Annotated in this window: 9 protein-coding genes; 3 read left to right on the plus strand and 6 right to left on the minus strand. The window is 57.7% G+C overall.

Annotated elements, in window-relative coordinates; translation table 11 throughout:
* Position 1: 1 nt before the first annotated feature.
* From JBO08_RS04840 to JBO08_RS04850, 3 genes are all read right to left on the minus strand, one after another.
* Positions 2-4,318 (minus strand): RHS repeat-associated core domain-containing protein, encoded by a 4,317-nt coding sequence (locus tag JBO08_RS04840; RefSeq protein WP_220078208.1) that lies wholly within the window; start codon positions 4,316-4,318, stop codon positions 2-4.
* 198 nt (positions 4,319-4,516) lie between these two features.
* On the minus strand, positions 4,517-5,998 hold the full coding sequence (locus tag JBO08_RS04845) for a methyl-accepting chemotaxis protein (RefSeq protein WP_220074457.1): 1,482 nt from the start codon (positions 5,996-5,998) through the stop codon (positions 4,517-4,519).
* Positions 5,999-6,094: 96 nt separating this feature from the next.
* Positions 6,095-6,901, minus strand: a complete 807-nt coding sequence (locus tag JBO08_RS04850) for a TatD family hydrolase (RefSeq protein WP_220074456.1) — start codon at positions 6,899-6,901, stop codon at positions 6,095-6,097.
* 236 nt (positions 6,902-7,137) lie between these two features.
* On the opposite strand from JBO08_RS04850, the gene JBO08_RS04855 reads away from it, so the two are divergent.
* From JBO08_RS04855 to JBO08_RS04865, 3 genes are all read left to right on the plus strand, one after another.
* Positions 7,138-8,559: a transglycosylase SLT domain-containing protein gene (locus JBO08_RS04855; protein ID WP_220074455.1), complete on the plus strand. Its 1,422-nt coding sequence runs from the start codon at positions 7,138-7,140 to the stop codon at positions 8,557-8,559.
* Positions 8,560-8,662: 103 nt separating this feature from the next.
* The gene (locus JBO08_RS04860; RefSeq protein WP_065872748.1) at positions 8,663-9,097 is read left to right on the plus strand and encodes a DoxX family protein; all 435 of its coding nucleotides are present in this window, start codon (positions 8,663-8,665) and stop codon (positions 9,095-9,097) included.
* 250 nt (positions 9,098-9,347) lie between these two features.
* Positions 9,348-9,656 (plus strand): hypothetical protein, encoded by a 309-nt coding sequence (locus tag JBO08_RS04865; protein WP_065882405.1) that lies wholly within the window; start codon positions 9,348-9,350, stop codon positions 9,654-9,656.
* Positions 9,657-9,660: 4 nt separating this feature from the next.
* Here the strand turns inward: JBO08_RS04865 and JBO08_RS04870 are convergent, their stop codons facing one another.
* From JBO08_RS04870 to JBO08_RS04880, 3 genes are read right to left on the minus strand one after another with little or no spacing between them, the layout of a single operon-like run.
* Entirely contained in the window at positions 9,661-11,391 is a 1,731-nt protein-coding gene (locus JBO08_RS04870; RefSeq protein WP_065882407.1) for a Gldg family protein, read from the minus strand.
* Between the two features lie 15 nt (positions 11,392-11,406).
* Positions 11,407-12,132, minus strand: coding sequence for an ABC transporter permease (locus JBO08_RS04875; RefSeq protein WP_220074454.1), 726 nt, complete (start codon positions 12,130-12,132; stop codon positions 11,407-11,409).
* Positions 12,129-13,055 (minus strand): ABC transporter ATP-binding protein, encoded by a 927-nt coding sequence (locus JBO08_RS04880; protein ID WP_065872744.1) that lies wholly within the window; start codon positions 13,053-13,055, stop codon positions 12,129-12,131. Before JBO08_RS04880 ends, JBO08_RS04875 begins: the two co-directional genes overlap by 4 nt.
* Positions 13,056-13,098: the final 43 nt, after the last annotated feature.

Here is a 13,098-nt window from a genome sequence, read left to right on the forward strand (position 1 = left end):
CTTATTTCCTGAATGGATAATGTTTTTTTGCTCCTTCGATATAACCTTTTCGAGGCTTGTCGATTGGCCGCAAATTGAAGTGCGAAGAGTGATCTCCAATGCTATCTACTCTACCGAATTTATGGCCCGCTGAGTGGTCTTGAATAAGGATTTTTGAACCATTTGATCTTGTAAATTGATATACCCTTGTGTCGATGGGCATACCGTTGTCATCCAGTATTCTTTTTTCATTTTTGTCCGTCATTTTTTCAATAGCGTATTGTTTGGTCTTTCCTGTGTCTGGGTCTACTACCATGTCCGGGCTCTGGCTCATTGGTATACCGGCATCTCTTTTCGCTCCTCTGAAAGCGCCTTTGCGTGAAATATCGGGTGCTTCTGGTTCATTCCATGTTTTACAGGCTGACGGGTATTTCCCTTTCGGCGGGCAGTTGGCGCTCAGCCCTAGCGGATCCACCCACCCAGTAGGATTTGGTACGTACTGGTAGGCATTGATCCCACCCGCGAGCTTCACCGGATCCGGTGTCAGGTAACGACCAATATCCGGATTGTAGTAGCGATGGCGGTTGTAGTGCAGTCTGCTTTCCGGGTCGAAGTATTGGCCCTGGAAGCGCAGCGGGTTGTCGATTTTATTGGCGTCGAGGCGGGTGATTTCGCCGTAGGCGCGGTAATGGGCGGACCAGACGACTTCACCGTTAGGGGCGGTGAGTTCTTGTGGTGTGCCAAGGTGGTCGAGTTGGTAGTAGTAGGGCTTTGTTTCTTTTGGGCCGAAACGTTCCTGTTCGCCTTGGGAGTGGTGGACGCGGGTGAGGCGGCTTAGCGGGTCGTAGTGGTAATGGCTTTCGCCTTTGCGGGTGTCGATGAGGCGGGTGAGGTTGCCGGATTTGTCGTAGTGGTATTGGCGCTGATATATCGCACCTTCGACGTCGCATAGGCCATGGTTGAACAAGCGTCCTTGTTCGTCGTATTGGTAGCTGCTGAGTAGACTTCCTTGGCCTCTTTGGTGTTCTCGACCCGTATCAAATCGGTGGGCGGTGAGCGTGCGGCCATTGAGCTCTACTTTCTCGAGTTGACCGCCTTTGCTGTGATTGAACACCAGGCGATTGTTGTCCGGCAAACGTAGGTTTTTAAGTTGGCCGCAGGCGTCGTAGCCATAACGCAGAGTGCCCCAGCCCTGGTGCTCGGCGGTGAGGCGGTTCTGGGGATCGTATTCGTAGGCCAGCGCCCAGTGGCCGTCGTCGACGCTGAGGAGGTTGCCTTGGCGGTCGTAGGCGTAATCGACGATGTTGCCGTCGGGTAGGGTTTTTCTTACGAGTCGTCCGGCGTGATCGCGCTCGTAGCGGGTGACTAGCTGACTGCCGTCGTCGCCGTGTTCGGTCTTTTCTTGCAGGTTGCCGTTCAGGTCATAAACGTAAGCGGTGCGCTGGCCGTCAAACCCGGTTTCCTGTTGGATCAGGCCATTGCTGTGGTACTGGAGCCGGTAAGTTTCGCCGACTTCGTTTTCGATTTCGGTCAGCAACAACCGCACGTTGTCGTAACGGTATTTGACCTGGGTGCCATCGGCGTTGATGCGGCGACTGATCAGGTGCAGGCCGTCGGCGTATTCGTAGCGGGTGATATTTCCCAGTTCATCGCGGTCGGAGGTGATTTTTCCGTAGGGGTTGTAGCTGTATTCCCGCGTTGCGCCGTCAGGCTGAGTCACTTTCAGCAAGCGGCCTGCTGCATCCCACTGATACTGAGTCAGCGCGCCATGTTCATCCTCACGCGCAACCTGCCGCCCCAGATCGTCATAGCGATAGCGCTTGATCCCGCCATTCGGCAACTGCTCTTCAAGCAACTGCCCACGTTCATTCCAAACCAGCTTCTGACAGCTGTGATCCTGATACCAAACCCCAACCAGCTGCCCATATTTGTTGTAGCTGTAGTCAGTAGCGTTGCCGTCAGGATCGGTCCTGCGCGTAACGTCGCCTTGGTCATTACGCTCATACTTCCAAACCGCTTCACCACGCCGCACAACCCGTACGAACCCATTCTCATGCTCGTAGGAAGTCGGCTCATCATCCCCAGGAAACAACGCCACCAAGCGTCCGGCTTCGTCGTACTGGTAGGCCGTGATCGCGCCGAGAGGATCCTGCTCAACCGTCAGCCGGCCTTTCTCATCGTAGGATTTAAAGTGCTCGGCACCATCCGGATCCACCCGCTGCACCAGCCGCGCCCGCTGGTCATGCACGTAGACTTCCTGGCTGCCATCGGCGTTATGAACCGTGACCTGCCCGTCGTCATCCCAGACATACCGCGTGTCCATCTGCGAAAAGCTCGCCCAATGCCGGACACACCGCGCCGCCTTGCCAGACCGTTCCCATTCCCAAAAGAAACTCGCCCCACCGGCCAGTCCGCGCTCAAGAATGACGTGCTGATTGTCGTACCGATAAACCTCACTTTCACCTACAGCATTGGTCGCTGAAACCAACCGCCCGGCACCGTCATAGGCGTAGGAAACAACGTTCTGCTCCGTCACCCAGACAAACGGACCGTCATCCACAGCCCGCTCAACCTGGTAATCCACCGCTACAATGCGGCCCGACGCATAGCGCAAAAACAACGAGCGCCCGACGCCGTTGTCCAGCCGCTCGATCTGCCCCAGGTAGTTACGGAAAATGCGCAACCGGTTGTCATACGCATCGCTGATCGCAGTCAGCACACCGTCGCGGAAGTGGTAGAAACGCGACGCCTGAGCCAGCACCAGCTCATCAGGCAACGCCCCCAAGTAGATCGCCGCTTCGGCAAGGCTGTTGGTGGTCGCGGGCCGAGAAGCAGATGGCAAGGGCAGGGTGGTGGAGCGATTCTCATGATCCGTCCAAACGACCGAATCACCAGAAACACTAAGTCGATGCGCCAGCGAGTGACTCCAGCCAAACCCCAACCCGCAATCCACTTCCACCGCACTGGTGCGGTACAACCGTGTCCACTCAAACGGCAAAATCCCATCGAGCGCACCATCGGTCAGCGTCAGCAATTCCTCCCCGGTAACCATCGATACCGGGCACCCATTAGTCGCGGTCTTATCCGAAGCAGCCGCCGCATCCCCAGCCGGGTTCTTCGCAACAACAGGCGCATCGTCGACAGGCTCCTGCCGCACCAACACCGTCCGCTGGGCCTTGTCCCGAATCACCGGCACCGGGTTGGAAACCACCTGATTCCCAGCCTTCAACGGCACATCCGGAATCGTCCGGATCGGCGTCGCCGGGCTACCCACCAACAACGGCTTGGCCGCTTCAACATGCTGCTCCAAGCGCGGTTCGGCAAGCTGATCGGCCAGCATCTCCAGCCACTTACGCACCCGCCCGGACTTGATATGCCCCAGCACCTGCGCACCCAGGCGTATCTGCACCCCCATCCCCCGCGTCGCCCAGATCAAAAACAGATTGATCAGCACCTCGCCGGTAATCTCGCCCAGCAGTTCGTACATCTGCGGCGGCGGGAGCATGCGTATCCAGGCCACCATCGCTGACAAATAGATGAACAACAGCGGCTCATCGCTAAGCACCAGCAGGCCGTGGGCAATGGCGTCTTTGCCCAGTTTCAGCAATTCATCCAGCTCGGCTTGGGTGATGTACTGCAACAACTTCTCGCTGTTGGCCTTGAGGTCCGCCAATAGCTCGTAAAGCTGTGTGAAATTGTCCCAGAGGTTATAGAGCGCTTTACCAATCCCTGTTGAAAACGCCACGGCCTGCATCGCGCTGCGCTCGAGCGGCGCGGTATTGGCAAAGCGGCTCCATTGCGGCTTGAAGGTGGTTTTCCATTCATCACGCAGACGACCTTCCAACCCCGCGATCACCGACTGATAAGACGCATACAGCGCCTTGACGTGATCCTTGGAAACGTTGGGATAAAAAGTGATCTGGTAGTGCTGGTCGCGGGTGCAATCCTTGATTTCAAGAATGCCGCTGGGGCCAATGGTGTGATGGATCGGCGCGCCCATCGGGCTGCCATCAGGGGCAATCGCTTGCAGCATCACCGGCGTATTGCCGATGGGCACAAAGCGTGTGCTCTCGAACATATGTACCAAGGTCAACGCGCCCTGGGCTTTGCAGACGGCCACCGTGCGATTGGTTTTTTTGGAAGACGCCGGAGCGACGAGAGAAACCTCTTCCCCCACCTTGAACACCTGCTCGACTTCCAGCGAAGAGCCACTCCAGAAGCGCTCGGCCCATTCGTCGAAAGTGTTCAGGCAATCCCGAAAGTCACGAAGGACGCCTTCGACGTCGGGCGCTTTGGCATTCATCGGCGACAGGACAAACTTGCCAATGACCGGAATCAAGAGGCCGTCCAACGGGTCAGGGTGTTAACGGAGAAGTGCATCGGCGGTCCCTCGCGCTGATTGATCAGGCGAGAGACTTTGGAGAGGTTGGTAGGGAAAAGAAGTCGGCGTTATTCGCCAGGATAGCTAGGAAGTTTCACCAAAACCTCGGGTAAATCGAGGCTTCGTTGTAGGCAAGGGATTACAGGTTGAACAGTCCTACAGCTTCAACTGCCCAATCGCTTTGCTCAGTTCCCCGGCCAAGGTCGCCAATTCATTGCTGGTAGTCGCCGAGTCCACGGTTTGTTGCACGGTGTTCTCAGTCACGTCTCGAATACTCACTACCGCGCGGTTCATCTCTTCGGCGACGTGGCTTTGCTGTTCGGCGGCGACGGCGATCTGGGTGTTGCTTTCGCGCATCTGCGCCACGGCGCCGGTGATTTCGGCGAGTGCGGCGCCGGCTTCCTGGGCTTGTTGGACGCAGTCGTCGGCCTTGAACGAGCTTTCCTGCATGAAGTCCACTGCGTCGCGGGTGCCGTCTTGCAGTGCCGAGACCATGCGGGTGATTTCGTCGGTGGAGTTTTGCACGCGTTTGGCCAGGTTACGCACTTCGTCGGCAACCACGGCAAAGCCACGGCCCATTTCCCCGGCGCGGGCGGCTTCGATGGCGGCGTTGAGGGCGAGTAGGTTGGTCTGTTCGGCGATGCTATGGATCACGCTGACCACGCCGTTGATTTTCTGGCTGTCCTCGGCGAGTTTCTGGATCATTTCGGCAGTCTGTTGCACCCCCGTGGAGAGGCCTGCAATCGAGCGTTGCACGCGGGTGACCACTTCCTGGCCGCTGCCGGCTAGGGTGTCGGCGGTCTGCGACAGATCCCGGGTAGCGCCGGCATGTTGGGCAATGTGATGGACGGTGGCGGTCATCTCGTTAATGGCAGTGGCGGCCTGGTCGGTTTCACTTTGCTGGCCGAGCATGCCGCGCTGCACCTCGTTCATGCTGCTGGCCAGCCGCGCAGCACCCTCGTCCAGTTGCCGGGCGGTATGCGCCACGGTGTTGACCACGCGCTGGTAACCGGCCTGCATGGCGTTGAAGGCGCTGGCCATCTGGCCAACTTCATCCTTGCACGCCAAGGGCACGCGGGCGGACAGGTCGCCGGTTTTTTCCACGTGCAGCATCACGTCTTTTAGAGTGTTGAGCTGGCTGAGCAGGAAGCGGATCAGCAATTGCGAGGCGCCGAGCATTGCCAGCATCAGGACCAATACCGCCACCGCGTAGTTGGCGAAGCGTTCGGCGAACACCTGGCTCAAGCTGGGGGCGTAGGCGAGCACGGCGACGTGTTGCCCGTCGGGGCGGGCGATCACTTCGGCACCCATCAGTGGGTTTTCGCCAAAGAGGGGCATGTGATTGAGTTCGACCCAGCCGTTGGCGTTTCTCAGGGCTGACAGATCTTGATCGGCCAGTTGGGGGACTCGGCCACCTGCGAACGTCAGCCAAAGCTCTCCGTTGGGCAGCGTTTTGTCCGCCGGCCAGGCGCTGAGTAACCGCGCTTGCGCCTGCGCCGAGGCGTGTGAGGCCGTGCTGCGGGCCTGTTGTTCAAGCTGCACGGCGTAGAGCACCAGCAGCAGCGTGGTAATGAAGGCGACCGCATTGACGGCCCAAAATTTGTACTTCAGCGAGATATTGCTAAGCCAGGCACCCATGGAAGGTTTTCTCTGATAGCGGAAACAGCATTGGCAAGGTGCCATTATTGTGCCGCTACTCAGGAAAACCGTTTTGACATGGGTCAATGCGCCGCATTAAGCGAGGGTGGGCAAGCCGAAAAAAGCGCGTGCGCTGGCGGTGCTGTGTTGGGCCAGGTCTTCCACGCTTTCGTTGCGATGCAGGGCGACTTCGCGCAGTACCTCCGGCAGATACGCGGGCTCGTTGCGACCATTTTTCGGTTTTGGGCGCAGTGTGCGTGGCAGCAAGTAGGGCGCGTCGCTTTCCAGCATCAGACGGCCTCGGGGAATTTCCCTGACAAGTGGGTGCAGGTGCGTCCCACGGCGTTCGTCGCAGATCCAGCCGGTGATACCAATGTGCAAGTCGAGGTCGAGGTAGCTGAACAACGCCTGCTGTTCGCCGGTAAAGCAATGCACCACGGCGGCGGTGAGGTGGTCGCGGTAGCCTTTGAGGATCTCCAGCAGTCGCACGTTGGCGTCACGCTCGTGGAGGAACACCGGCAGTTTCAGCTCGACGGCCAGGGCCAGGTGTTCTTCCAAGACTTTTTCCTGCTGGGGGCGGGGCGAGAAGTCGCGGTTGAAATCCAGCCCGCATTCGCCCACGGCACGCACGCGGCTTTCACCGAGCAATCCACGCAAGCGCTGGGCGCTGTCGCTGTTCCAGTCATTGGCGGAGTGGGGGTGAATGCCGGCGGTGCTGAACAGGCGCTGGCCGCTTTCATCGAGTTTTACGCACAGCTCCAGGGCGTGTTCGCTGCCCTCGACGCTGGTGCCGGTGAGCACCAATTGTTGCACGCCGGCGGCATAGGCACGTTCGAGCACGGCCTGGTGCTTCTCGTCGAAACTGGGGTTGGTCAGGTTGACGCCGATATCAATGAGTTGCATGGTGCTATCTCCGCCTGCGGCCGGAAAGCATATCAGAGCTGTAGATTTATAAGAAAAACTAAGAACTACAACGAGTTATAGCTGTCTTTGAACGTCGCCAGTGACATTGGGTTGTGTCCAAAGCTTTGCCCTGTGTCACCGTTGCGCGCAAAGCCCGCGCTTATAGCGCTCTGTTTCTGACCCCACCACCTCGTTTTTCGCGAGGATGTTGGCCAGTATTCTTTTCCGGAGAGCGGATGATCCGACCCTCGGCGTTGCTTATGTTGTGCCTGACGCTGCTGCTGCCCATGGCCGCGGTTGCGCGCCTGGACGGGCCGCTGGAAGTGACCAAGCCCGGCAAGGTCCGCGATCTGGCGGAGATTCGCTCGAGCCGCACCCTGCGCGTATTGGTCAACCAGAGCCGTAACAGTTCAGGCGAGGTTCAGGGCCAGGCCATCGGTGTGGAATACCATCGTTTGCGCGCCTTCGAGCAATACCTCAACGGCCATGCCCGTGACGGCCAGGAAATCAACCTCAAGATCATTCCCAAGGCCAAGGACCAGTTGCTTGGCGCGCTGGCCCGTGGTGAAGGTGACCTGGTGGCGCCCGGTGAGTTGGTGGATGTAAAGGCCGCGCACAAGATCAGCACCAGCGATCCGATTGCCAGCGATGTGCCGCTGTGGCTGGTGGGCGTGAAAGGTGAGCGGCGGTTTACCAAGTTGGAGCAACTGTCCGGACGCACCCTGGCGCTGACCACCGGTAGTGCGGCGGCGGATGCCATCAGCCAGGTCAATCAGAAGCTGGCCCTGCACAAGCAGCCACCCATCGAGGTGGAATGGGTTGACCCGACCTTGGCCGTGGAAGATGTGCTGGAGATGGTCCAGGCTGGCATTTTCCACCTGACCATTGTCGAAAAGCCGATTGCCGAGCGCTGGTCGAAGATCCTGCCCAAGTTGCGTTTCGATAAACAGGTGGTCATCAGCGAGCCGGGCGACGAGTACTGGTTTGTGCGCCAGGATGCCTCGATGCTGCGGGCCAGCATTGATCGATTCCTCAAGACCTATCGAACCCCCGCAGACCAGGATGTGGCGTTTCAACGCATCTACCGTCGCCTCTACCAAGTACGCAACCCGCTGGCCCGCGTCGACCGCCAGCGCCTGGAAAAATTGCGCCCGGTGTTGCAGAAACACGCCCGCGAGCAGGGCATGGATTGGTTGAACCTTGCCGCGCTGGCCTTCAAGGAATCCGCGCTTGACCCTGGCGCACGCAACAGCGGCGGCCCCACCGGCCTGATGCAGATTACGCCCTCGGCGGCGCAGCGCGTGGGGGTCAACAATATCGAAAGTCTCGACAGTAATGTGCAGGCGGGTGCGCGCTACCTGGCGATGATCCGCCGCAAGTTCTTCGCCAGCCCCAAGCTCAATGAGCGCGAGCGCATGGCCTTTGTGCTGGCGGCGTACAACATGGGGCCAGAGCGGGTGCAGGGTATGCGCACGGAGGCCAAGCGCCGGGGGCTCAACCCCAACCAGTGGTTCTTCCAGGTTGAACGCATTGCCATGGAGCAAGTAGGCATGGGCGGCGTCAGCTATGTTAATAGCGTCAACAAGTACTATCTGGCGTTCGATCGGGAGCGGGAATCCCTGGAACCGCCAGCGCCGAAAATCGCTTCACGGAAGTAATCGATTTAATCGATATTAATCAGGCATTTTTTCGGCTTTTATCATTGTTTAAACTGATTAATATAGCGGCCAACCAACCCCTACTTTGAAAAGGATTATCACCATGAGCCCACTGATCAAAAGCGTCCTGTCCACCCGTGCCGGTTACGGCCTGACCATCCTGCGTATTATTGTCGGCATTATCTTCGCCGCCCACGGTTCGCAAAAACTCTTTGGCTGGTTTGGCGGCTACGGCCTGGCAGGCACTGCCCAGTGGATGGAAAGCATCGGCCTGGCGCCGGGTACGCTGATGGCGCTGCTGTCGGGGGGGACCGAGTTCTTCGCCGGCCTGGCACTGATCATTGGCCTGCTGGCGCGTCCGGCGGCACTCGGCTTGACCATCCTGACGCTGGTGGCGATCTTCTCGGTGCATATCCATAACGGTCTGTTCATGGCCAACAACGGTTATGAGTTCGCACTGGCCTTGCTCGGCGGCACCCTGGCGGTGTTGTTGGAAGGGGCGGGCAAACTGTCTGCCGACCGCGCTATCGCCAACTGATCGTTCTGCAAAACCTTGAATCGGCCCGCCATGTGCGGGCCTTTTCGTTGCTCGGGATTGTTGACATCGCCCCACCGGCTTCTCTAGGATGCCGTTCATGCGCCGATTTAAACAGCTAATTGCGGGGCGCCATGGGTGATCGCTATCGGTCCCGACAGAAGCATGTTCCATGCTTCGAAATTCCGCTAAAGCGCTGGTTCGGTGTTGCCTCTCACCTGCCCGCAGACTTTTGAGGCAGAGACACGACACGATGAATGCACTACGCCCCCTGATACGCCTGGCCCCGATCACCGCGGACCTGACTCAACGCAATCCTAAAATTCTCCTTGGCGGCAAGCACCAGCCTACGCTCTTGCGTTACTTGGATGGCTGGCCGCGCCGTACTGGCCGACCCTCAGCGTTCCTGATCCAGTTTGTCGAAGATGGCGATTCCCTTGCGCGTTTTGCCAGCAACAGCTTTGACCTCGCGGTCATCCAGGCCCCGAGTGCCAGCGACGCCGCAGAAGTCATCCGCCAATTGACCCGCATCGCTCGACAAGGGCTGATCGCCCGACGTTAATCGTTTAGTGAATCAGGCTGCCAGCGTGCAGCCGACGACGGCGATGACCCCGGAAGACCCCCCAGGCGATCAGGCATAACGTCAGCGGAATGGCAAACGTCACGACCAGTTTTATCGCCAGTTCCAGGTGACGCACCTGGGCATAGGCTTCGCGTTGCAAGGCATGCAGCTCCATGGGCAAGCGCAGGCGTTCCTTGTTGAGTGCTTGCAACTGGGTGGTGGTGTCCACCGCCTGGGTGCCGAGGGCAGTGGTCCACGGGATCAGCCGTTGCCATTCCTGCTCCGTTCGTTGCAGGCGTCGTTCCAGTTCGCTGGCCTTCGAGCGATAGGCGTGCTTCGCGACCTCGTGCATGCGCTCCAGCACTGTCGGCTCCCGTTCCTGCGGCACGCGAGGGCGAATTGCGGCGAGTGTGTCGGGGGCGGACAGGTTGTCCAATGTATTCAAGACAAACAACGCGTTGCTGTCAGGTGCCGAATTGCTGACCTTGTCCGTGAGCAAGTCGGTGTCAGCAATGACCACGACATGTATCTGCGCTGCTTTCTGCACACCGGGCGGCTGCCCCTTGAGGCCATCCGGAAAGACAGAATAGCTCGGCCCCTCGATACGTGCGGCGATCACATGACGCCGCTCTTGGCCCGACGCCTGTTCAATCAATGAGTCGACCGTGGTAGCGCGGGTGAAGCTATTGGCATCCAGCAGCACCGATTGCTCGGAGCTGTGCAGGAGAGGGGTGAAGGTCGTGCGACTTTTACTCATTCGTGAGAGAGCGCCACTGCTCGATACCGTCACCCTGTTGAGGTTCCAGGTGCTGATATCGTTTGTGTTCATCGCCTGCCGAGGCAGGTTCAATCGGACCTGAGTGGGCGCCCCTGGCGTTTCCCAAGGCGTATAGAGGTCGTCGGCCAGCAGCTTGTCCGCTGGCATCTGGATACCCCAGGCAGCCAGTAATTGGTCCACTAGAGTGTTGGCAGGGGCAGCGTTTGAGCGTTGCTCGCTCAAGGGGTCAATAAACATCATCAATCTGCCGCCCCTCAATACAAATTGTTCAATCCCATACAGCGTTCGCTCAGATAACGCCTGTGGGTGCACAACCATCAGCGTTTTTATACGCTCGGGGACGTGCGCGGCAGTCGACTCCAGGTTGACCAGATCAAATTCACGTCGTAGATCCTGCAACAGCCGACCTGCAGCTTCGTCCATCGCCAGCCCCGACAGCAGTGCAATGACCGGGCGCTCCGGGTGCTGCAACTTATAGAGCAGGTGGCTGATTTCATACTCGAGCAAGGGCTCCCGGTCGAGGCTGAAGGAACCGATACGGCGCACACTGTGACCGGCGCGGGTGCCGATAAGGCCGAGAAACCCAGCGTTGTGGTCGAGTCCGGATAGCCGGGCTTTATAGGCGTCCTCGGAAAAAGGTGCAGGTTCAATAAGGTGCAGGTTAATCATGCCATTGGCCGTTTTTTCGTACTCCTTGAGCAGTTCCTCTACACGCTTGCTGTAGCGTTGCACGGCGTAGTTTCTTTTCGGGTCGTTGTTCGAGTTGAAGTAATACAGGTCGACGGGGCTTTCCAGTGTGGCAACTAGATGTTGTGCTGAAGACGATAAAGTGTGAACTTTTTGTTGAGAAAGATCCCACTGGATATCAGGAAGTTTACCTATCCAAACCAGATTGAACGCCAGGAAAAGCAACAAGGTGACGGTGAGTGTCATGCCGGTGCGCAGAGTGGACCGCATTAAGGGTTTCCCTTCTCAGCTGTGTTTGTAGTTGAGTGTGACGGTCGCCGCAGCGAGAAAGGCGAGGATCATGCTAATGAAGTAAAGCGTGTCGCGAAGTGTAAGTTTTCCATCATCGATACTGCTGAATCGTAAAGCCGGGCTGAGTGTGGCCAGGCTGTCGATCAACCCTATCGGGGCTTGGTGCTCAAGCGCATCCAATACACTAGAGAGTCCACTGGCGGTCAGCAGCAAGCCCAGGGTCAGTACGAAAATGACAGTGCGCTGGCTTACAAATGTGCAAATAAAGCAACCAGCGGACAGGTAGCTGCCCGCGAGCAGCCAACTCGCCAAAAATTGTGAAGCGATAACGATGTTGTCCGCTCTGCCCAAGTAGTTGGCAATAATGACGAGAGGAAACATCAGAAGCAGCGTTGTACCTGCGACGAGCCAGGCGGCGAGGAATTTCCCGATAACCCATTCAAATGTCGTGATGGGCATGGTTTTCATCACGCCGAAAAAACCTGCATTGGCTTCATCCGACCATAGTTGCATGGCCAGGGCGGGAATCAACAATAAGTACAGCCAGGAATGGAACTGGAAAAAGACCTGCAAGTCGCCGCTGTTTTGTTCCGGCCACGAGCTTATGTACATGCCCAATGTGACTGACAGTATCAGGAAGATCGCAATGTTCAGGTAAATACTGGGTGTGCAGGCAAAGCTGGCAAGTTGACGCTTTAAAATGACAGGCAATAGTTTCACAGAGACGCCTCCTGGCTCAGTTGGTGGACTACATCATTGAGGCGACCTGGTTCCAGATTCAGTGAGTTGATTTTCCAGCGACGACTGGCAATCAGCGTGTTGATATGGGGATAGATGGTGTGCCCCGGCATCGCGAGAACGGTCACCGTGCCGGGTGCATGCCGATGCTCCTCGATGCCTGCCACGCCTGGCAGTACGGCGAGGGCCAGCAGATCCAACGGGGTGTCCGCAGCAAGTGTGACGGCCTGGAAGTGACGGGAGTCGCGCTGTAGATCGGGCAGTGGGGTATCGGCCACCAGGCGACCGCCGGCTATGACTAGTGCGCGTGTACACAATTCGGACAATTCATCGCAGTGACGAGAGGCGATGATCACTGTCATTTCTTGCGTCAGTGATTGGATAAGCGCCCTGAATGTATGTTTCTGATCAGGTGCGAGCCCTTCGGTTGGTTCATCCAGCAGTAACAGGGCTGGACCATGCAGGATGGCTTGGGCAATAGCGACTTTGCGTTTCCAGGCAAGGGAGAGCGCGTCGAGGGGGGCATTGAGCACCGGAAACAGTTCCAGTCGTGCAACAACGTGTTCCAACCGTGCGCGCTTTTCGGCGCCGTGGAGGCCGCGAACGGCCGCGATAAAGCCAAGGAATGTGTTGACGGACATTGTTGGATGGCCGAGGTCTTTGGACAGTTGGTAGCCGACGAGTTTTTTCGCGTTAAGTGCGTGGGTTTGAGTATTGAAGCCCTGGATATTTATATAACCGCTGGACGGCTGCGTCGAACCGGCTATTAGATTGAGCAGGGCTGTTTTGACCGTATGATCTTCTCCGAATAAACCCAGGCATTCTTGTGAATGGGCGCTAAATGAAAAGTCGCTGATTATAGTTGTGTTACCCGTGTGTTTTGTCAGATTGCTTATTTCGATCATTTTTTTACCGAATAAGTTTGGCATGACGTAGGGGGCGTGAAAA

It is taken from the genome of Pseudomonas sp. LAP_36 (assembly GCF_019456785.1).
In the GTDB taxonomy this organism is placed as follows: Bacteria; Pseudomonadota; Gammaproteobacteria; order Pseudomonadales; family Pseudomonadaceae; genus Aquipseudomonas; species Aquipseudomonas tritici.